Genomic DNA, 20,819 nt, shown 5'->3' with positions numbered 1-20,819 from the left:
ATTGACAGCTAACGGATTGGCTTTCGGATTGGGGCTGTGACAAGGCGACTCCACACTGGCAGAAAACAGAGTCGCACATTTAGCCACAAATAAATATTGTATGCAATATTTGACTGAGATTATAGGGGATCGGCCAGCAGTTCCCGGGCACGCTGCAAGGCCTTGAGTTCATCGGCGTCCTGACTCACCCCTATAACCTTATCGATCTGCAGGGCCAGCGACTCCCACAGTGGCGCGATCACCTCACGCTCACGGGCATTACCACGCTGGCGTGCCATCTTAAGCAGCGCCGCCGACCCCACCACATCTATGCGTCCCAGTATGCCGTCGGCCAGGGCGATGCTCAGCTCTATCATGGCCGGCACGCTATGGCCATATTTCACCGCCTCTCTCAGGTAACGCTCGGCCAGAGAGAAGTCGTTGCCCAGGGCATTCTCGTTGTTGAGCATCTGCTGGGCGCAGTGCAGCATGGCATCGAGTTGTCCCTGCTCGGCAGCCTCGGCCATCCACTGTTCGCTGGCCAAGGCATCGGGTTCACACCCCTCGCCACGCGCCAACATCAAGGCCAGATGGTACTGGGCATGTGGAAAGCCCGCCTGAGCGGCGCTAGAGATATAATGAAAGGCCTGGGCATAGTTGGCCTGCTGATAGTAGAGCACACCCAGGTTGGCCATCGCCTCTGACTGCTCGCGATCGGCCGCCGCCTGCAGATAACGATAGGCGAGTTGAGTGTCTATGCTGATCTGCTCGCCGCCCACCAGGTAAAAATACCCCAGCAGCGCCATGGCGTTCACCACCCCGGCCTTGGCGGCGGCGATGATGGCACTCTCGCCTGCGGCCACCTCTGCCTTGCCGGCATAGCCATGCAGCAGGCTCACACCATGTTCATACTGCGCCTCGGGCAGATGGGGCGCTGACAGGGCAAACCAATGGGCGGCCTGTATGAAGTTAGCCTCGCTGAGCAGAGTCACCTCAGCCTCCGCCTCATCATGCAGGGCCTGTTCCTGCTCTTTTTGCATCAGGGCGCGGGTCTTGAGCGACATGCCCACCAGATATTGCGCCTGAGGATCGTTTTCCATCACGGCGCGATAGCAGAGATCCCGCCCGGCAAAGGCATCGAAAGGCTCGAAACGATAATCGGGCGCCGGCCCATCACACAACAGGGGATAGAGATCTTCCACCAGCTTGACCAGACGCTCTATCGCCTTCTCGGCCAGCTGCTCGAGCGCCTCGGCGGTCAGGTGATATTTCTCGGGATGCGCACCGCGGTTGCCATCGCTGCGCAGCCGATGCAGGGCGCGCGTCAGACGCACATTGATCACCCGTTGTCGGTTGAGTAGCTCGATACGATCGTAGAGGTTGGGGCTATCGAAGACCAGCTGCTGCGAGGCCGCCAGTTTGTCCGTCAGCCTATGGGTGAAGCTACGCACGTGCAGCAGCGCCTGGGTCGGCACGTCACGCACATAGCTCTTGGCCACCCGGTAGTCTTCACCCAGTTCCTGCGAAAATTGGCTAACCAGTTCGATATCGCTGAGCAAGGTGAGGACTCCGTGGTTGTAATATTAAGAGGGGGATTCTCGCGGATCAGACCTGCTCGTCAATGCTGGGACGCGACACCATGTAGAGACGGAACAGGGCCACGTTAACGAACAGACCAAAGAAGGCCACCAGCACCTCGACCACCAAGACCAGGGGGAAGCCCACAGACTGTGCCAGGCTAGACAGGGTGCCACCGATAAGCGACAGCGGGATGTATAGCATGAGTACCAATAGGGTCTTGAAGGCGATGGGGCCACTGAACTTAAAGCTCCCCTTGATCGCTTCCAGCGGCGTCAGGCGTTCGACCACCACCATGAAATTCACATAGGCCAGACGGGCGAAGATATAGATGCTGATCACCAGTCCCACCAACCAGATGGGGCCGAAGGCCGCAAACAGCATGACAGGAGCCAGAATCGCCAGACCAGAGAAGACACCGGCTAGCAACAGCGGCGGAACGAAACTCAGACTCGTCTTAAGCAAGATGCCGGTAGAAGGCTCATGACCATGGGATCTCACCTCCATAAACAGGGTCAGGGCGGCGATAAGCAGTGAAAAGACCAGCAAGAGCACCATCATGGCGAGCATGTGAGGCACGCCAAACTGGGGATTCTCCAGATCTGCGTTATTGATCTCCATTCCTAACCACATCTGAATCCCTACCTGTAGAAACAAGATAGGCACGGTAAGCGCCGCTAACTGGCGGATATGGTTACGAAAGAAGTTATAAGCTTCGGTCAAAATCGCTGATAATGACATGTGACTTTCCATTAGATATATGTAAACCAACTTGTGAGTTCGACAGGATACCGAAATTTCAACGCCAATGCACAACACATGTCTAAAAATAGATACAAAGTTATTGCCCGGCTAGGCTAGAATAGGCGGCATATTTAGCACTTATCACCATGGGATGGCGATTCATGAAATTATCCACTATCAGCGCGGTTATCTTAGGCTCTTTACTACTCGGCAGCCCGGCGTCGGCCGGCTGGTTTGACGACCTCACCAAGAAAGAAGAGGCGCCTCAGGTCGCCACCCAGACACAAAACAATGACCTTGTTGGCACTGTGATGTCTCAGCTCGGCCTCAACCAGACTCAGGCCGAAGGTGGACTGGGCAGCCTGCTCTCGCTGGCGAAAACGACTCTGGGGGGCGACAGCTTCGGCCCTATCGCCGAGGCGATTCCCGGTATCGACGGCTTGCTGTCGGCGGCGCCGCAGCTCGACAGCGACTCAGGCATGTCGGGCCTATTGTCTAAGGCTGGCGATCTTGGCAACTCGCTACAGGGTGGTGCCCAGGTTTATGATTCTTTCGAGAAGCTGGGCATCTCCAAAGAGCTGGCAAAACCTATGGTGGATATTGTTAAGGGCTACCTCGATGCCAACGCCGGTGCCGGCACCACAGATCTGCTGATGCAGGGACTGGGCGCCCTGCTCTAAGCGCTCCATGAAGCAGAGTTCATCTGCACAGGATGAACTCTGGCCTTTTAGGGGACTCTAACCCCTAACTAAGTCTTGAAAGGTATGCGTGATGATCGCCAAGCTGAAACAGTTTCTCACCGCCCAGACTCACGCCGAGTCACCCGAGGAGAAGGCCAAACATCTGCAGTTGGCCGCCGCCTGTCTGCTGCTGGAAGTCGTCTACGCCGATCAGACCCTAGACGATCAGGAAGCCGCACTGCTGCCTGAGCTGCTCACCTCGGCTCTGTCACTGAGCATGCAAGAGGCCCAGAGCCTGATTGCCGAGGCGAAACAGGTGCAGGGCAACGCCACCTCACTGTTTGAATTTACCAAACAGATAAACGACCAGTGCTCTCTGGAGCAGAAACAGCAGCTGATCCTCGCCATGTGGACCCTGGCCTACGCCGACGGCAGCCTATGCCGCTATGAAGATCAGATCATCCGCCGCACCGCCGAACTCCTCTACCTCAAGCACAGCGAGCTGATCCAGCTGAGAAACGCCGCGATCAACAAGACCCGCTAAGCGCTAACAAACCTATAGCTCAAAGACCAAGGCCTTTAAAAACCAGGCCGTTACCAAGCTAGGGCTTCACAACTTAAGGCTTCACAAATTTCAGCACATAGCGACTGGTCTTGCCGCGCACCGCCTCATCGAAAGCCGACAGGGTCAGCTTATCTTCCGGATTCTCCAGTACATCCAGACTCGCCTGCAACTTAAACCCGGCCGCCTCCATGGCATCTATCGCATGCTGCTTGGCCAGACGGTGCAGTTCGTGAGCCGTGCTGGTATCGCTGCCCTCTGCGGCATCATGGTCGATAATAGCCACCAGACCACCGGATTTTAGGCTGCTAAACATCTGCTTTAATAGCCTTTCCCTGTCGATCGCCGGCCAGCCTGGCTCATGATAATAGGTGTCGTGAAAGCCCAGGATAAAGAAGATGCGATCTAGGCTTTCGTCAGGCAGTTGTAACTCATCCGCCTCACAGATAATGAGTTCGGCATTGGGTAGACGCGTCTCGTAGTGGCGCTCTGCCAGATCTTCCTTGGCGAAAGGCAGATAGGCCTGATTATTGTGTACCAGTACGCTGCCCTGCTCCCCCACCACACGCGCTAACAGCTCGCTGTAGTAGCCACCGCCGGAGAAGAGATCCAGCACCCGCTGCCCTGGCGCCACCTCGAAGAAATTTAATATCGCCTCGGGATGGCGGCTGCCATCGCGCGCCTTGTCGCGGGCCAATCTCTCTGGATGCTCGACGGCCGCCCGTATCGCTGAAGCTTCCCCTGCATAACTCGAATTGATACCACCCAAGATCAATCCCCCCAAAAGTGATAACACAATAAGATTAATAGTCTTCACACATGTCCCATCCAAGTGTTCTGTTTCGCCCAAGGATAAGCCCTAAAATGTAAACCACTGGTTATAAAAATGTAATTAAAAATATCTCAATTGAGCCTCGAAGTGATTTTTTATTAGCCAAGGCTAAAAAAGGGTGATAACCCTATAAGTTCGTTATTTACATTTGCTTACAAATAGGCGGTATCACTTGTAGCAAAGATAATAAGGTAAGGATGCTTTATGAAAGAAACTGCACTGTTAAAACGAACCTTTATCGCCATAGTCGGTGGCGTGATCACCCTATCTCTGTTCGCTTTCATGGCCAAACTGATCGATAACGAACAGCCCACGCAAACATACGCTATTGCAACGCCAGACCTTAACCTCTCCTTCGAGCCCAAACCACCAATAGAGAAGCAGCGGGAAACCATCATCGAACCTAAACAAGATCCGGTGCAGCCCCCTAGGCGTGTCGAAGGCTTCGAAGAGAGTGAAACCAGCGAAACCGGGCTGCTACCGGGTGTCATCGAGATGCCTAAGGTCGTCAATACCACCCAAGTCTCACGTGCGGTAAACGACACGAGCGATGCCCTACCTATCATTCAGGTATCGCCTCAGTATCCCGTATCAGCTGCCCAGGAGGGCAAGGAGGGCTATGTGCTGCTGGAATTTGACATCACGGCCAGCGGCGCGGTCGAGAACATCAAGGTGATTGAGGCTAATCCGAAGCGCATCTTTAACCGTGCGGCCGTCAACGCGTTAAAGAAATGGAAGTATAAACCTAAGATGGAAGAGGGACGGGTCATCCCACAAACCAGGCAGCAGGTGCGACTCGACTTCAAGCTAGATCAACAGATCTGAATCGTATCGCCATTTCCCAAGGAGGCTGCTAAGGCAGCCTCCAAGCCATGTACAACTCGGCTCAAGCTATTCTATCCAACACGGCAGGTCTGCTTACGTACCAGATGGGTCTTCTGCCACCAGAGTAGCGGGGCGAGTACAGATACCAACAATAGGGCGTAAAGCATGCTAGCCCCCAGCGCCAGGGTCATGGCCAGGCAGAAGCCAACGCCCATGATCACCAGTGGTAGGTAGCGCTTACTCAACAGCTTGGCCGCCGCCAGCATAGACACCAGATAGATGAGCACGAACACCCCGTTGGTCCAGGCGATCAGATGTTCCAGCTCCTGCCCAAACAGATAGGTCAGGCAGATCACCGTCGCCATGGTAAGCAGTACCCCCACCAGTGCCCGCACCGGCACCCTGTGCTGGTTAAGCTTGTCGAAATAACGGGGCAGTACGCCTTCGCGACTGAAGCTCCAGATCAGCCGCGCCACGCTGGCGGTATAGACGTTGACCGTAGAGAGTCCGCCGGCAATCCCCAAGATACCTATCACCTGAGCGCCATAGCCCCCAAGCAGGTGATCGAAGGCGTTGACCATGGCGAGCCCTTCACCCTTAGGCACAAACAGCAAGAGTAAGGTGCAGGTAACATAGACCAGACCCACCAGAATGGTGCCTATGATCATCGCAGGCAGCATATCTTTTTCCGGGCGCTTGAAGTCGTTGGCCAGATGGGTCATCGCCTCGATACCGAGAAAACTCCAAAACGCGATACCGGCCGCGGCCATCACCAGCCCCATGTCGCTGCCCGCCTGAGGCGCCGCCAGCTCGAGATCCCCAAGCTTGGCACCGCCGGCGCCAAACAAAATCACCACCACAGAGACGATGGCCAGAGTCAGGGCAAACTGCAACTTGGCCGACACCTGTATTCCCTTGAGGTTGAGCGCCAGCAAGAGGAGCAGCAGGGCCAACTCGGTCAGCAACTGTTGCCAGCCCACCAGAGGCACCAGGGCGTTAATAAACTGAAAGGTCATCAAGATGGCGGCGGGCGTGCCTATGGGCACCACTAGGAGGAAGATAAGTCCGGTCGTGCGCCCTGCGGTGCGACCGAAGGCCTTCTCGACAAAATAGGCTGGGCCGGCAGCATGGGGGAATACCCCCGCCAGGCGCGCAAACACTAGGGTCACAGGGATGATCGCCAGCGTGAGTAAAATCCAGGCCAGTAGGGCACCGTGACCCGCCGTGGCTATGGTCATCTCCGGCAGGATAAATACGCCGGTGCCAAGCAAAGTGGTGGCCATCAGACCGGCACCTTGCCAGCGACCAATAGTACCGTGATTATGTTCCATCTTAGGTTCTGTTAGGGTTATCTATGGCGATAGTATAGACTTAGCGGGTCAAACAATCTGTCAAAGATTTCCGCCGAAACTCAAATTAGAGCCGACACTTTGACGGAATTTTATCGTTTCGCCGACACTTTGTCGGTACTAACTTTGTCAGCGACAAGAGAGGACAGCTTGGACAAGTTTGATAAGGCCATCATCAACGCCCTGAGACAAGACGCCAGACAGAGCGTTTCCAGCATTGCCGAGTGCGTCAGCCTGTCTCGCAGCGCCGTGTCGGAGCGGATCAAGAAGCTGGAGCAGACAGGGATCATCCGCGGTTATCAGGTATTGCTCAGCGAGTCGCAGAAAGAGGGAGTCTCCGCCTACTTCGAGATCCAACACCGCTGTCCCCGCTGCGCCGACGTGGTGCATGTATTCCAATCTATCCCAGAGGTGATCACCTGCCGCGGCATCACGGGCGACATGGATCTTTTGGTCTATGTGCAGGCCGACTCCATGCGCCGCCTGCATGAGATCCGCGAATATATCGACGCCCAGACCGACATCATCAAGCTCAAGACCCATGTGGTGATGAGCGAATGGATCGACAATCGCGGTTAGTCACAGGACGGAACATGGGTAACAGTTTAGGCCCGTGGATTCCTTTACTATATGCTTAACGATAGACTATCGTTTAACTCTTTCATTGGTTAAACCATTATGCAGATTGAAAAAACCGCCGAACTGAACCTTCTTTGGGGCTCGCTTATCCTCGAAGAGCTGGCACGCCTGGGAGTGCAACATGTCTGCATGGCGCCCGGCTCCCGCTCGACCCCCCCACCCTGGCGGCGGCCAAACAGACTAAACTCAAGCAGCATCTTCATTTTGACGAACGGGGTCTTGGCTTTCTGGCCCTTGGGCTGGCTAAGGCCAGCCGCGCCCCTGTCGCCATCATCACCACCTCGGGCACGGCGGTCGCTAACCTCTATCCCGCCATCGTCGAGGCCTGGCTGACCCAGGTGCCGCTGATTGTCTTATCCGGCGATCGCCCCCCAGAACTGCTTGGCTGCGGTGCCAACCAGGCGATAGTGCAACCGGCGATCTTTGCCGACTATGCCAAACAGGTCAATCTGCCAACACCGGATATGGCGATCCCGCCCCAGGCGCTGCTCACCCTACTCGACGAGGCTGTCGCCAACGCCACGCAGCCGGTGCACGTCAACTGCATGTATCGAGAGCCACTGTATCCCGGCTCCATGAGCGCCGATTTTACCCACTACCTGAGCCCTTTAGGCAATTGGCAACACAGCGCCCAGCCCTATAACCAGTATGCCGACGCCCAGCTTATCAGCGCGCCGACGCTGGACGCTCTGGCGCGTTTCGTCCATGGCAAAGGGGTGATCATCGCCGGCACCCTGGCACCCGAGGAGCAGCCAGAGTTATTAGTCGAACTGGCGCAGAAGCTCGGTTGGCCGCTGCTCAGCGACGCTCAATCCCAGCTTAGACAGCACGGCGGGGCGATCGGCAACATAGATCAACTGCTGCACCAGCCCAAGGCCAAGGCGCTGCTCCAGGAGGCCGATACCGTGCTGGTGTTTGGCGGACGCTTGCTGTCGAAACGCCTAATCGGCTATTTAGGCGAGCAGAAATGGAAGCGTTACTGGCAGGTGCTGCCGCGTCAGACCCGCCTCGACCCGAGTCACTCGGCCAAACAAGTCTGGATTAGCCCACTTAGCGCCTTTACCCAGCTTCCCTGGCCGAGATCGTCCGCAGCCAACTGGGCGCTGCAACTGATTGAGGCCAACGAACAACTGGCCACCCTGTTCCAGCAGCAGATAGACGACGCCGAGTTTGGTGAGGCCCAGGTGGTGCGTGCCATCGCCGAGCGCGGCGAGCAGCAGCTGTTTATCGGTAACAGTCTGCCGGTGCGTCTCTACGACATGTATGCGCCCATCACGCCTGTAGCTCCTCGCATCTATACCAACCGTGGCGCCTCAGGCATCGACGGCCTGCTGGCCAGTGCCTGTGGCATCGCGGCGCACAAGGCCAGTGCTACCACGCTGATCATCGGCGATCTGTCGCAGCTGCACGATCTCAATTCTCTGGCTTTAGCGGCGAAGCAGCAGGGCCCCTTCGTCATCGTCATCCTCAACAACGACGGCGGCAACATCTTCAATCTACTGCCTGTGCCCGATGAGAAGCTGCGCAGCGGCTACTATCGCCTCGCCCATGGCCTGGAGTTTGGCTATGGCGCGGCCATGTTTGGCCTGCCCTACAATCGCGTCGAGGATCTGCATAGCTTTAATGAGGCCTACGACGACGCCCTGGCCTACCAGGGCGCCTCGGTTATCGAGGTCTGTGTGGCGCAGGATCAGGCCAGCGAACAGATAGCTCGCCTCGCCGCCTGGATAAAGCAAAGCTGATGCTGGCCTATCGCAGTGAAGGCGACCGCAGCAAGCCGGTACTGGTGTTGTTGCATGGTTTCCTCGGTGACAAGCATGACTGGCAGGCTGTCCTTGCCAGACTCAGTCGGCATTTTCACTGTATCGCCTTAGATCTGCCCGGCCATGGTGACAGCCCCGCCCTTGAAGGGGATCCACACTCGCCAGGCTTCAATCGCGTCGTGGCGCAGATCCTCTCGACACTGGACAAACTCAAGGTGAGCCGCTTTCATCTGTTAGGCTACTCCCTGGGTGGCCGCATCGCGCTGCATCTGGCCGATCAGGCACAGGAGCGCCTGCTCAGTATCCATCTGGAGTCTTGCCACCCGGGTCTTGTTAGCGATGATGAGCGTAACTTGAGACTCGAGCAGGACGCGGCGTGGCAACAGAAATTGCTTTCCCTGCCCATCACAGACTTTCTATCGCTCTGGTACCAACAGGGAGTATTTGCCTCCCTAAATGATGAACAAAGGCACAAGCTCATTCAGGCGCGCTCCCACAATCGCCCTGCGGCGCTGGCCAGCATCTATCTGCCAACATCCTTAGGCCACCAGGCTGATTTGTCGAGCCAAACTGAACAATCAACCTTAAACTGGCATTATTATGTAGGCTTGCAAGACGATAAGTTTCTCGCCTTGGCCAAAGCCTGGCAGGCTAAACAAAAGATCTCCCTCTATCGGGTACCGGGGGCAGGCCACAACGTGCATCTGGCACAGCCAGAGGCCTTCTGCGATCTCCTCATCGCTCAGCTCAGGACACAAGCATGATACTCAGTCAACTCAGTCTCTATCGCTACCAGATCCCCTTAGACAAGCTACTGCCGGTAGGCAAACAGCGTATCGATAACCGACAGGGATTGGTACTCAGGGCCTGTACAGCAGACGCACTGGGCGAGTCTGTTTGCTGCGAGGTCGAGATATCGCCTCTGAATGGCCTGGATGTCGACGAACAGCCCCTCCAAGGCTTTAGCCAGGAGTCACTGACTCAGGTGATCGACGAGCTGCTCCCCCTGTTAGACACCTTAGTCGGCGAGGCTGTCGACACCTTGGTGACCTCAGCCCAGGCGACCAAGCTGCCCTCGCTGGCCTTTGGCCTGTCGCTACTTCATGCCAGACTCTCGGGACGATTGCCCGCCGCCATACAGCAAGCGCGAACCATTCCCCTCATCTATCAGGCGCAGGATGAGGCGCCTCAGGCGTTGGATGCCCGCATCGATGGCCTAGATGACACGGTACACGCGGTAAAGGTCAAGGTGGGGCAGACCTCCATGGCCCAGGAGATCGCCATGATCCACCGTATCCTGGCTCGACGCCCAGATCTCAAGTTGCGGCTGGACGCCAATCGCTGTTTCACCCTTGAAGCGGCCATCGATTTCTTCGCCTGTCTGCCGCTAGAGGCGATCGAATATGTCGAAGAGCCTTGCCAAGACCCTGGCGACAACTCCGCCCTGTATAGGGCCTTAGGCGTGGGGTTTGCCTTGGATGAGAGCCTGAACCAGCCTGACTACCGATTTACCATGGCACCAGGGCTCACCGCCCTTATCGTCAAGCCGATGATCTTAGGCTCGCTACCAGACCTACAGGCCATGACTCTGCAGGCCCATGAGTCGGGCGTCAGGGTGATCCTCAGCGCCAGCCTGGAAGCCAGCCTCGGCATCAATGCCCTGAGGGATCTGTGCGAGGCCCTAACGCCAGATGAGGTACCAGGGCTGGACACCTTAAGCGCCTTTAGCGCCGATCTGCTGGTGTCGACCGGCAAGAACCGCTGCCTGACCCTGGAAAACCTGATCTGCCTGAAGCAGGTCGCCCGGGAGGCGATTTGAAGCACAACCATAACATGAGCCACGACATGAGCCACGAAGCTAGCTCCCAAATTAGCCGCGAAACGCTAGAGCTCTCGCCGCTGCACCTGATGGCAACTCGGGCGCCAGCACAAATCGCACTGCATCATTGGCATGATGGCGAGTATCGCGCCATCGACTATGCTCAGCTGGCTCGAAGGGTAAGACAATGCACGCAGCAGCTAGATAGCCTGGGGATAAGGCCTGGCGACAAGCTGGCCTGCATCGATCAGAACTCGCTCGCCTTGGTGATCCTCTACTGGGCCTGTATCGATCTCGGCGCCATCTTCTGTCCGTTAAATCCCAGATTCCCCAGGGCGCAGATAGCCAGGTTGACCGAGCGCTATGGTTTCAACTATTTCTGGGCTGGCGAGGCCTATCAAGACTTGCTTCCTGAGCCTGGCCTGACGCTGACCTTAGACGCCGAGGCATCACTTGCCGAGACTCGCGCTAGCCAGGTAAAAGCAACTAAAGTAGAAGCAGCCAAGATAGACACGGCGCGGCCCTGCAACATCATACTCACCTCGGGCAGTAGCGGCATGCCCAAGGCGGCCGTTCACTGCCTAAATAATCATATCGCCAGCGCCCTGGGCTCGACCCAGAAGATCCCCTTACATCGAGGGGACAACTGGCTGCTTTCCCTGCCGCTGTTTCACATCGGCGGCCTGGCGATAGTCAATCGCTGCGCCCTGGCTGGCGCGGCCCTGACCTTGCCAGCACCTGGGCTTTCACTGGCGGAGCAACTCAAGGCGATTCCCCTGACCCATCTCTCTCTGGTGGCCACCCAGCTAGTGAGATTGCTTAACGACGCCCCCGAGACACTAAAGGGTCTCAAGGCGCTGCTGCTGGGTGGCGGCGCCATAGATGAGCGGCTGATCGAGCGCCTGGTGCCAATGGGAATTCCCGCCTTTACCAGCTATGGCATGACGGAGATGAGCTCACAGATCACCACGGCCAGGGCCAACGCTCAGGGCAGCTGCGGCATGCCTCTGCCTGGGCGTCAGCTTAAAATTGTCGATGAGGCTATCTATGTGCGCGGCGAGACCCTGTTTCTCGGCTACCTGAGCGATAAGCCTCCCCATGACATCACCAGGCCACTGGATAAGGATGGCTGGTTCTGCACTCAAGATCGCGGCAGGTTAACGCCTGAAGGCGAGCTGCTCATTCTGGGACGCACAGACAACATGTTTATCTGCGGCGGCGAGAACGTGCAGCCCGAAGAGATAGAGGCGGTGCTTCGATGCCACCCCGGCATCGAAGAGGCACTGGTATTCGGCATTGTAGATGAGGAGTTCGGTGTGTTACCGGCGGCGATCATCAAGGGAGAATCCCCCTCGCCCGAGGCGCTCGATAAATTTCTCTGTCAGACTATCGCCCGCTTTAAACGCCCCCGCCGTTATTTCCCCTGGCCGGAGGTGGAGCAGACAGGACTCAAGTTAGCGCGCAAGCAGGTGATCCAGGCGGTAGTGGAGCAACATAAATTAGCCATAAAAAAACCTGCTTGATAGCAGGTTTTTCTTTGCATTGACCTAAGGGCAAGGCGCGTTACATTTCCATGCGGCCCTTGAGCTTGTTCATGGCGTTCTTCTCGAGCTGCCTGATACGTTCGGCAGAGACTTGATAGGTTGCCGCCAGCTCTTGCAGCGTGGTCTTCTCTTCGTCCAACCAACGCGCCTGTAGAATATGCTGGCTACGCTCATCAAGGGTCTTGATGGCCGCCAGAAGACGGGTCTGGTTATCGGCTTCGAAGTTGTCGTTTTCGACCTGAGAGGCGATATCCGACGAATGATCTTCGAGGTAATGCACAGGAGCATAGTCCTGGTCATCATCGTTGTCGCTGGCCAGATCGAAGGCTGGATCCTGCGCCGCCATGCGTGATTCCATCTCGGTCACATCGCTCTTCGAGACGCCCAGGTTTTCGGCAACCATGGTCACCTCTTCGTCGCTAAACCAACCGAGACGCTTCTTGGCCTTACGCAGGTTAAAGAACAACTTACGCTGCGCCTTGGTGGTCGCTACCTTAACGATACGCCAGTTTTTCAGCACGTATTCGTGGATCTCGGCCTTAATCCAATGCACGGCAAACGAGACAAGACGTACACCCACGTCAGGATCAAAGCGTTTTACCGCCTTCATCAGACCAATGTTACCCTCTTGGATAAGATCCGCCTGTGGCAGACCATAACCCGCGTAACCTTTGGCGACATGAATAACGAAACGAAGATGAGACATAATCAACTGCTTCGCAGCCTGAATGTCACCGGTCTCCTGCAGACGTTTCGCCAGCTCATACTCCTCATTCGCCTCCAACATGGGAATGTTGTGCGCAGAATGGATATAAGCCTCTAAGCTACTGCTGCTTTGAGGTACCATTAGTGCCATTGATTGCGTTTGACTTGTCATTAACGCTCCTAACTTCTTATCTTGCTTAAATTTAACGCTTTGAGTGCTCAGCGCCGCTTGAAAACGGCATTCCGTGGGAGTCTATGGAAAGGAATTTACGCCCAGGGACAAGCTGATGAACTATTAACTATCTGACAGTCTATGTCAACACTCGAAGCTGAACAGGGTTTAATTTCACCCGATTCTATAGACAGTGCAAGTGAAAATTAGTTCATAAAAACCCCGGTGTCGACTAGGGCCTGTTGACCTTTTGAGAACAAATTTTGTTCTAATTGAGCACGTTCAAATCGCGGCATGAGGCTTGAAGTATAGTTATTCTATATAAAAGCCGAATAACAAGGAGTTGAACGTGCTCAAGACGACCCCTGCGGGCAGCGTCTGTATCATTTTTCTACTGCGTTATCGCTCATTGATGTAGCACACCACATTACAATCGCTCTGCCTTGTAAAAAAGCGATACAGAATGCTACAAAAATGAACGCGAAAGATAAACAGGCCCTAGGAAGGTTCTATCGCCCGCAGGTGTTGGCGCACCGAGAGATAGGAGCCCAACCAGCCAAGAAAAGAGGCCAACAGTATCAGTTCACCCAGCTCCACCAATGTCAGCGACTGCATCTCCAGCGTGCTGCCATAGAGACCCAACAGACTCGCCAGGGCGCCGTCGAGATACCAGACCAACAGATTGATGATCACCCAGGCCAGGATACCGCCAATGACCCCGAACCAGATCCCGGTATAGAGGAAGGGGCGCTGAATAAAGCTCTCGGTGGCACCCACCAGCTTCATCACCTCGATCTCGGTGCGGCGGTTCATGATGGCCAGGCGTATGGTGTTACCGATCACCAGCACCACGGCCAATACCAACAAGGCGGCGATGGCCATCACGGTGCGCTCCAGCAGCCTCACAACGGCCTGTAGGCGTTCCAGCCACTCGATATCCAGGCGGCCAAAACTCACCTCAGGCTCAAGCTCCAGCTTCTTCAGCAGCTCGCGAGCACCGTTAGGGCTGGCATACTTGATACTTGGGGTCACAGTGATCACCGCCGGCAGCGGGTTTTCATCCAGATAGGCCAGTGCCTCGCCAAAACCTGAGAGGCGCTGAAACTCTTCCAAGGCCTTATCGCGGTCGATATAGCTGACGGCACTCACCTCAGAATAGGCACTGATCCGGCTGATGAGGCTCTGAATACTGCGCTCGCTGCGCCCCTCATCGATAAACAGGGAGATCTCGGCGGCGCTGTTCCAGGATTGGGTAATAGTTTCGGCGTTCTTCACCAGTACCTGCAGGGCCGCAGGCAGGCTCAGGCTGACCCCTAGCACGGCCATGGTCATCAGGGAAGAAACCGGATTGCGCCACAACTCCCCCATGCTGCCCATGGCATGTTGAATATGACGAATAAAAAACATCACGATGCGGCCGCTGATGGGTAATTTACTGCGCACCAATTGAGGTTGCTGACTCATCTGACTCTCCTCAATTATTCGCCGAACAGGTTGGCAGTGGGCTGAGCACTTGCCAACTCGTCACCGCCCAATATGCGCCCCTGTTTCAGGGTCAGGGTGCGATAACGCATTCTGGCAATGAGCCCCAGATCATGGGTGGCGATCAACACGGTTGTGCCGGCATCGTTAAAGGTCTCGAACAGGCGCAGGATATCCATGGACAGCTTAGGGTCCAGGTTACCCGTGGGCTCGTCGGCCAGCAACAGCGGCGGCTTGTTAACAATGGCGCGGGCGATCCCAACGCGTTGCTGCTCACCGCCAGACAACATGATGGGGTAGTGGCGCTCTTTGCCATACAGGCCCACCATATCCAGAGCCGCCATGACACGTTTCTTGATCTCGTGCAGGGCGAAACCCTCGATCACCAGAGGCAAGGCTATATTGTCGAAGACGCTGCGGTCCATCAGCAGGTGATGGTTTTGGAAGATCATGCCGATATCGCGGCGCAGGAAGGGCACATCCTTGGGTCTGATGTTGGCGATGTCATGGCCATTTATAGCGACACGACCGGCATTGGCCCGTTCGATCACTGTGATCAATTTAAGCAGGGTACTCTTGCCCGCCCCGGAGTGGCCGGTTAAAAACGCCATCTCACCGCGTTTCAGATGAAAACTCACATCGGTGAGGGCCTTCTGACCACCGGGATAAACCTTGCTAACCTGCTCAAATCGAATCATAAGTACCCAATCTTAGATGCTGCAATAGTGTTTTGATGGACCAGCCGAATTCGACTGGCCCTGGCTTTACGCCTAGCCGTTTGCTACTTGGCCTCATCCTCATGGCTGAACAGGGCGTCGATAAAGTCTTTCGCATCGAAAGTTCTTAGATCATCGATCTGCTCACCGACACCTATGTGTCTAATTGGTATGCCAAATTTATCTGCAATGGCGAAGATCACGCCGCCCTTGGCCGTGCCATCGAGCTTGCTCATGGTGATACCCGTGACGCCAACCGCCTCTTTAAACAGCTGCGCCTGGCTAATGGCATTCTGACCCGTACTCGCATCCAGGGTCAACATCACCTCGTGAGGGGCGCTCTCATCTTGCTTCTTCATCACCCGCACCACTTTCTTCAGCTCATCCATCAGGTGAGCCTTGTTCTGCAGGCGTCCGGCGGTATCGGCGATCAAGATGTCTATCTTACGGGCACGCGCCGCCTGCAGTGCATCGAAGAGTACCGAGGCGCTATCGGCGCCTGTGTGCTGGGCGACAACCGGAATATCGTTGCGCTGACCCCAAACCTGTAGCTGCTCGACGGCCGCCGCGCGGAAGGTATCACCCGCCGCCAACATCACCGACTTACCTTGTGCTTGATACTGCTTGGCCAGCTTGCCAATGGTGGTGGTCTTACCCACGCCGTTGACGCCGACCATGAGGATAACGAAGGGGCCATCGCTGTTTTCAGGCACCAGAGGGATGCTCACCGGCTCCAGGGTCTTCTGCATCTCTTCGCGCATCAGCTCGTAGAGTGCCTCGCCATCTTTAAGCTGTTTACGACTCGCCTGCTCTGTCAGGCTGGCGATAAGGCGACTGGTGGTTTCCACACCGACATCGGCGATCAGCAACTGCTCTTCCAACTCTTCGAACAGCTCATCATCGATCTTCTTACCCTTGAACAGGCCGATGAAACCGCTACCGATATTTTCGCTGGTACGTTTCAGTCCACGTTTTAGACGGGCAAAGAAGCCCTCTTTGGTCGGCTTCTGCTGGGGCTCAGGCTGTTGTTCGGCCTGCGCTTGCTGCTCAGCCTCAAGACGCTCCTGCTCTGCCTGCTCGGCAGCCAGACGTTCCTGCTCTGCCTGCTCGGCTCTAAGCTTTTCCGCATGAGCACGTTCCTGCTCTGCCTTTTCCGCAGCCAGACGTTCCTGCTCTGCCTGCTCGGCGGCCAGACGCTCCTGCTCTGCCCTCTCGGCAGCTAGGCGTTCCTGCTCTGCCCTCTCGGCGGCCAGACGCTCCTGCTCTGCCTTCTCGGCGGCCAAACGCTCCTGCTCTGCCCTCTCGGCAGCCAGGCGTTCCTGCTCTGCCCTCTCGGCGGCCAGACGGGCCTGCTCGGCAGCTTGGCGTTCATTCTCTGCATCAAGACGTGCCTGTTCGGCCTCTATCTGGGCCTGCTCTGTCTCTGCCTGGGTCTCTGCCTGGGTCGAAACTTCTACTTCTGGTGCCGCCGCTTCCTGCTTAGATTTATCTTTGCGGAACCAAGAAAAAAAACCTTTTTTTGCCATGTGTAATACCAGTACTCAACTAACTGATTCAAAATTCGCTATAAAGTCGTTTTGCGCCCGTTATTATAACCAGATAGCTAGGTTAATGACGCAGAAAAACACGGCATTTTTTTCGTTAATGCCCTGGGCTTTGCACCTTTTTCTGATGCTTTACGTTAAAATAGCGACCTCAATTTAGCGCAACAGTCTATCACTTAATCTGGCTAGGCCAAATTCCGCTAAATGAATCCACACAATACAGGTAGAAAATGGCAAGAAATCGACCCGCAAGCGGACAGGTAAGGATCATCGCCGGACAATGGCGCTCCAGAAAACTGCCGATACAAGATCTCGAGGGGCTAAGGCCCACCACGGACAGAGTCAGGGAAACTTTGTTTAACTGGATCGCAGGCGATCTTCCAGGTGCCCGCGTGCTCGACTGCTTCGGCGGCAGTGGTGCCCTGTGCTTCGAGGCGCTCTCTCGCTATGCCAAGTACGCCAAGGTATTTGAGCTACAGGCCAGTGCGGCCAAGCAGCTCAAACAAAACCTCGCTACCCTTAAATGCGACTGCGCCGATGTAGTTCAGGGCGACACCCTAGTGCAGCTCAAGACACCACCCGCCGAGGGCTTCGATGTCGTCTTTATCGATCCACCGTTTCGCAAAGGGCTCGCCCAGGCCTGTATCGATGCGCTGGTCGCCCAAGACTGGCTCAATCAGGATGCTCTGGTCTATGTGGAGACAGAGAAAGAGCATCCGCCCCTCGGCTTGCCCAGCGGCTGGATGCCACTGAAAGAGAAACAAGCCGGTCAGGTGACCTATCGCCTGTATCGAGTCGAACACACGGAGACAGAGTAATGAAATTGGTGATTCTTATCGGCAAGGCGATCACCCTATTTGCCTGGGCCGTCATGATCTACAACCTATTTGCGCCGGCGGAAGGCAACATAGGTATGTTGTTGACCCTACTGCTGGCGATCACCCTGGTGATGCACGGCCTGCAGACACTGATCTTCCGCACCCTGTTTAAGCCACTGATGACCCTAGGTTACCGCCAGTACCTGAATGTCATGCTCTTCGGTGTATTCGGTCTGCTGGAATATCGTCAGCGGGTGATGCAGCAAGGCATCGCCGACAAGCAGGCCTAATACCAATCGTAATAAACAATTGATCATTCTAGCTTGTTAAAACGCTCGATAACTGTATTAGTATTTTTAATTGTAGAATAACTACTTATCTAAAAATCCTGCTTTGTTCTCAAGCGTTTTTCCTGCGCTATTTCTGATCACATGTTTACTGTGATTGGTATAACTTGCTCTCATTCTTTATAAAAAGCAGTCATAAAAAAAGCCCCAGATAGGGGCTTTTTTTTATGACTCGAAATGACAGAACTAGAGTCCGGGCACCCGTCCCTGATAATTAATCGGGTAGTACCCCTGACTGTCACGCTTGCCGAGGAAGCTCAGCGCCTGCTTTAGATCTTCTGGCTGCGCCTGAGTTTCTTTTATCTTGGCGGTAACCTGCAGCAGCTTATCGGCCTTCAACAGGGCATGACCCATCAGGCCTAAGGCATTCATGCTGTCGTCTGTCTGCACCTTAATGTTGCCATCGACACAGCTGAGTGCCACGGCAACGTCTCCCAGTGGATACTTGCCAAACTGATTGTTCACCTGCAACTGCTGGGCAAACAGCTTACCCGTGAGCTGCTGACACCAGGGCTCGCCCTGCTCCATATTTTGTAGCATCAGGCTGAAGTTACCCCCTACCTGGGTACGAAACGGCAGACGTGTATTGCCCACGAGGAACTCGCTCGGCGCATCGAAACGCACGCCGCTGGCATCTATACCAGACATAGAGAGACTGACGAATCCCTTACCGTTGACTGCGGTAGCACGGCTGCCCACGACGAAGTCGATATTGGCTTTGCCCGTCAGTAGTCCCCAAGGGCTCAATTGCCAGCTCACCTGCTCCAGGCGACGCTTTTGCAGCATTAAGGTGTCTATTTCACCAGACCAGATGGTGCCCGAGATCCCCGAAACACTGACCTGCTTAGGCAAGGGGGCCAACTTAACCGCCAGGCTCGCCGGAAACAGGGCGATAAGAAACACCAGATAGACGAAAACGCCGATAACAATTTTTTTCACTAGACCCACAAAAAACCCTTACTACTTAGTTACTGCGAGAACTGGATGCGACGTACCTTGACGAAGCCCTCGGCCTCACCATCGGCCAGATCGAGATTATCCAGGGAGAGACCCTTCTGCTGTACAAGGTCGCTCAGATAATCCAAGAGCGAATCGAAGGGCACCTCGTCCATCCACACCTGGATCTTATTGCCCTGTGGCTGCATACGGGTGATCTCCAGGCCATAACTTTTGGCACTCTGAGTCACCACAGTGCTGAGGCTGCCTGAGAAGCCCTTCTTACCACCGGCCTGCTTAAGACCGGCGATCTTGTTGGCCGTCTGCTTCACATAATTGAGCGTACTTTCCTGGGCCGTCAGGTTGCGCCGTGCATCGGCCTCGGCCTGACTGATAGGCGTCCAGATCCCCCAATAGAGGATGCCAACCCCCAACACTATGGCGCAAGCCGCCACGAGCTGCTGCTCGCGCAACACTAAGCCATTCCACCACGTCTTAATGTTGTCCATCTTACTTGCTCCTCAGGGTTAAGGTACTGGTCACTTCATCCTCGCCGCTGTTCATGGCGCCGGAATCCACCTGGAAATTAGGTGAGATCAGCTCCTTGAACTGTTCGATCTGGGCATAGCTCTTGGCGGTGATCTGCATGCGCAGCTCGTTACGGCCACTGTCGAAACGCAGACTGGTCGGCTTAAGCTGCGGCACCTTAGCGAAGCCCTCGGCGAGATCGTCCAGCATGGTAAAGAAGGCCATGCCGCCGCCTGCCCCTTGCAGGGTACGCAGCTGACTCTGCATCTGCGAGCGCACGTTGACCATACGCGAGCTGCCCATCACCTGTTTGAAGATCTCACCCGTCTGCTGCTGCAAGCCTTCACGCTCGACATTCATCTGATGAATGTTGAGCCCCTTGTTCACCAAGGCCAGCACCAAAGCCACCAAGATAACCATGGCGGCATTACGCCACAGTAGCAGATGCTTGCTGTATTCACGCTTAGGGGTATAGATACCACTGAGTAGGTTCAACGGCGCGTTGAGGATCCCCTTGGCCAACACCAGCATAGGCAGATCCAGCGGCTGAGGCTTCACCTCGACGCCTTGAATGTCCATGTCGCTATAACTGGCCAGGGTGATAGGCGTCTCTTCCTGCGCCTCCGCAAGCTTAGGCAGGGCGGCCTGGAACCAGCTGGCATCCAGGCTGACACCGCTACCTGCGCTGGTACGCAGCAGGTAATCCGGGCCAAACTTCATCGCCGCCCACTGACATTCCTGCAGCGGCAGAGCCAGACAGTCGGGCACCAATTGACGCGCCTTGATACCAGCCTCGCTCAACCAGGAGAGCCAGGTCTGCATCTGTTCGTGGGCCACCACGGCAACGCTAAGAGACTCGCCGCTGCGAGGGCCTGGAACAAAATGCAGTTCATCGACATTCTCGGCCAGACTCTCTTCCAGCATGAAAGGCAGTGCCTTCAGCGCCTGACGCTGGCCCTTCTCTGGCAGCTCCACCGAGGTGAGGGTAATGGCGGAGGCGGGCACCAGGATATCTACCGGACGGTTACCGGCGCGCTCGGTCAGCGTCGACAGCCCCTGGGCGTCGCTCAGCTCTCCCGAGGCGATGATCTCCTGCTCTTGCTCCGACCATACCAGCCAAGAGCAGCTCTGCTCCGCGCTTCTTCCTAATCGGATAAATAATCTTTCACTCAATGTCTTTCTCCACAAGTCTCATGAAGTTGCTCTCGATGAGCTTGTCCTTTTATTAGCCTAGACGAGCATGGCCCACCTAAGTGA

At 55.7% G+C, this 20,819-nt stretch carries 20 protein-coding genes and 1 pseudogene; 10 read left to right on the top strand and 11 right to left on the bottom strand.

The features are described 5' to 3' along the window. Nucleotides 1-119: 119 nt before the first annotated feature. Both DB48_RS02965 and DB48_RS02960 read right to left on the bottom strand, forming a co-directional pair. A complete protein-coding gene (locus DB48_RS02965; RefSeq protein ID WP_041508837.1) occupies nucleotides 120-1,538 on the bottom strand; it encodes a tetratricopeptide repeat protein in 1,419 nt (472 codons plus the stop codon). Between the two features lie 46 nt (nucleotides 1,539-1,584). Beyond that, complete coding sequence (locus DB48_RS02960) at nucleotides 1,585-2,298, bottom strand: hypothetical protein (protein ID WP_041508836.1); 714 nt, start codon at nucleotides 2,296-2,298, stop codon at nucleotides 1,585-1,587. A 164-nt stretch (nucleotides 2,299-2,462) separates the two neighbouring features. On the opposite strand from DB48_RS02960, the gene DB48_RS02955 reads away from it, so the two are divergent. Both DB48_RS02955 and DB48_RS02950 read left to right on the top strand, forming a co-directional pair. Then, on the top strand, nucleotides 2,463-2,981 hold the full coding sequence (locus DB48_RS02955; protein ID WP_041508835.1) for a DUF2780 domain-containing protein: 519 nt from the start codon (nucleotides 2,463-2,465) through the stop codon (nucleotides 2,979-2,981). A gap of 91 nt (nucleotides 2,982-3,072) precedes the next feature. Further along, a complete protein-coding gene (locus DB48_RS02950; protein ID WP_041508834.1) occupies nucleotides 3,073-3,525 on the top strand; it encodes a tellurite resistance TerB family protein in 453 nt (150 codons plus the stop codon). Nucleotides 3,526-3,598: 73 nt separating this feature from the next. Here the strand turns inward: DB48_RS02950 and DB48_RS02945 are convergent, their stop codons facing one another. After that, on the bottom strand, nucleotides 3,599-4,312 hold the full coding sequence (locus DB48_RS02945; RefSeq protein ID WP_235375327.1) for a class I SAM-dependent methyltransferase: 714 nt from the start codon (nucleotides 4,310-4,312) through the stop codon (nucleotides 3,599-3,601). Nucleotides 4,313-4,579: 267 nt separating this feature from the next. Here DB48_RS02945 and DB48_RS02940 point away from each other — a divergent pair, with 267 nt between their 5' ends. Next, nucleotides 4,580-5,200 carry an energy transducer TonB gene (locus tag DB48_RS02940; protein ID WP_041508833.1) on the top strand — a complete coding sequence of 207 codons (621 nt, stop codon included), beginning with the start codon at nucleotides 4,580-4,582 and terminating at the stop codon, nucleotides 5,198-5,200. Nucleotides 5,201-5,271: 71 nt separating this feature from the next. Here the strand turns inward: DB48_RS02940 and yjeH are convergent, their stop codons facing one another. Next, on the bottom strand, nucleotides 5,272-6,531 hold the full coding sequence (gene yjeH / locus DB48_RS02935; protein ID WP_041508832.1) for an L-methionine/branched-chain amino acid transporter: 1,260 nt from the start codon (nucleotides 6,529-6,531) through the stop codon (nucleotides 5,272-5,274). Nucleotides 6,532-6,699: 168 nt separating this feature from the next. On the opposite strand from yjeH, the gene DB48_RS02930 reads away from it, so the two are divergent. The 5 genes and pseudogenes from DB48_RS02930 to menE all read left to right on the top strand — a co-directional run bounded on the left by DB48_RS02930 (nucleotide 6,700) and on the right by menE (nucleotide 12,293). Beyond that, nucleotides 6,700-7,128 (top strand): Lrp/AsnC family transcriptional regulator, encoded by a 429-nt coding sequence (locus DB48_RS02930; RefSeq protein WP_041508831.1) that lies wholly within the window; start codon nucleotides 6,700-6,702, stop codon nucleotides 7,126-7,128. 99 nt (nucleotides 7,129-7,227) lie between these two features. Continuing rightward, nucleotides 7,228-8,930: pseudogene (menD, locus tag DB48_RS02925) on the top strand (2-succinyl-5-enolpyruvyl-6-hydroxy-3-cyclohexene-1-carboxylic-acid synthase). Continuing rightward, entirely contained in the window at nucleotides 8,930-9,715 is a 786-nt protein-coding gene (menH, locus tag DB48_RS02920) for a 2-succinyl-6-hydroxy-2,4-cyclohexadiene-1-carboxylate synthase (RefSeq protein WP_041508830.1), read from the top strand. Before menD ends, menH begins: the two are co-directional and overlap by 1 nt. Next, a complete protein-coding gene (gene menC, locus DB48_RS02915; RefSeq protein WP_041508829.1) occupies nucleotides 9,712-10,770 on the top strand; it encodes an o-succinylbenzoate synthase in 1,059 nt (352 codons plus the stop codon). The genes menH and menC overlap by 4 nt, the downstream gene beginning before the upstream one ends. 26 nt (nucleotides 10,771-10,796) lie before the next feature. Then, nucleotides 10,797-12,293, top strand: a complete 1,497-nt coding sequence (gene menE / locus DB48_RS02910; RefSeq protein ID WP_443018607.1) for an o-succinylbenzoate--CoA ligase — start codon at nucleotides 10,797-10,799, stop codon at nucleotides 12,291-12,293. Nucleotides 12,294-12,333: 40 nt separating this feature from the next. On the opposite strand, the gene rpoH is transcribed toward menE, so the two are convergent. From rpoH to ftsY, 4 genes are all read right to left on the bottom strand, one after another. Continuing rightward, the gene (gene rpoH / locus DB48_RS02905) at nucleotides 12,334-13,191 is read right to left on the bottom strand and encodes an RNA polymerase sigma factor RpoH (RefSeq protein WP_041508828.1); all 858 of its coding nucleotides are present in this window, start codon (nucleotides 13,189-13,191) and stop codon (nucleotides 12,334-12,336) included. A 498-nt stretch (nucleotides 13,192-13,689) separates the two neighbouring features. Then, complete coding sequence (gene ftsX / locus DB48_RS02900; RefSeq protein WP_041508827.1) at nucleotides 13,690-14,655, bottom strand: permease-like cell division protein FtsX; 966 nt, start codon at nucleotides 14,653-14,655, stop codon at nucleotides 13,690-13,692. Nucleotides 14,656-14,669: 14 nt separating this feature from the next. Continuing rightward, nucleotides 14,670-15,371: a cell division ATP-binding protein FtsE gene (ftsE, locus tag DB48_RS02895; protein WP_041508826.1), complete on the bottom strand. Its 702-nt coding sequence runs from the start codon at nucleotides 15,369-15,371 to the stop codon at nucleotides 14,670-14,672. Between the two features lie 83 nt (nucleotides 15,372-15,454). Then, a complete protein-coding gene (gene ftsY, locus DB48_RS02890; protein WP_041508825.1) occupies nucleotides 15,455-16,915 on the bottom strand; it encodes a signal recognition particle-docking protein FtsY in 1,461 nt (486 codons plus the stop codon). Between the two features lie 248 nt (nucleotides 16,916-17,163). Here ftsY and rsmD point away from each other — a divergent pair, with 248 nt between their 5' ends. Both rsmD and DB48_RS02880 read left to right on the top strand, forming a co-directional pair. Next, entirely contained in the window at nucleotides 17,164-17,751 is a 588-nt protein-coding gene (rsmD, locus tag DB48_RS02885) for a 16S rRNA (guanine(966)-N(2))-methyltransferase RsmD (protein WP_041508824.1), read from the top strand. After that, the gene (locus DB48_RS02880; RefSeq protein ID WP_041508823.1) at nucleotides 17,751-18,041 is read left to right on the top strand and encodes a DUF1145 domain-containing protein; all 291 of its coding nucleotides are present in this window, start codon (nucleotides 17,751-17,753) and stop codon (nucleotides 18,039-18,041) included. Before rsmD ends, DB48_RS02880 begins: the two co-directional genes overlap by 1 nt. A gap of 243 nt (nucleotides 18,042-18,284) precedes the next feature. Here DB48_RS02880 and DB48_RS02875 read toward each other — a convergent pair whose 3' ends face one another. Genes DB48_RS02875 through gspL form a run of 3 tightly spaced genes read right to left on the bottom strand, consistent with a single transcriptional unit; the run spans nucleotide 18,285 to nucleotide 20,735 of the window. After that, nucleotides 18,285-19,046, bottom strand: coding sequence for a type II secretion system protein N (locus tag DB48_RS02875; RefSeq protein ID WP_041508822.1), 762 nt, complete (start codon nucleotides 19,044-19,046; stop codon nucleotides 18,285-18,287). Nucleotides 19,047-19,066: 20 nt separating this feature from the next. Then, complete coding sequence (locus DB48_RS02870; protein ID WP_041508821.1) at nucleotides 19,067-19,543, bottom strand: type II secretion system protein M; 477 nt, start codon at nucleotides 19,541-19,543, stop codon at nucleotides 19,067-19,069. Between the two features lies 1 nt (nucleotide 19,544). Then, nucleotides 19,545-20,735, bottom strand: coding sequence for a type II secretion system protein GspL (gspL, locus tag DB48_RS02865; protein WP_041508820.1), 1,191 nt, complete (start codon nucleotides 20,733-20,735; stop codon nucleotides 19,545-19,547). Between the last annotated feature and the right edge of the window lie 84 nt (nucleotides 20,736-20,819).

The organism is Shewanella sp. cp20 (assembly GCF_000832025.1).
Taxonomy (GTDB): Bacteria; Pseudomonadota; Gammaproteobacteria; order Enterobacterales; family Shewanellaceae; genus Shewanella.
Note: the sequence above shows the minus strand (reverse complement) of the source record. Positions and strands in the feature narration are given on the sequence as shown.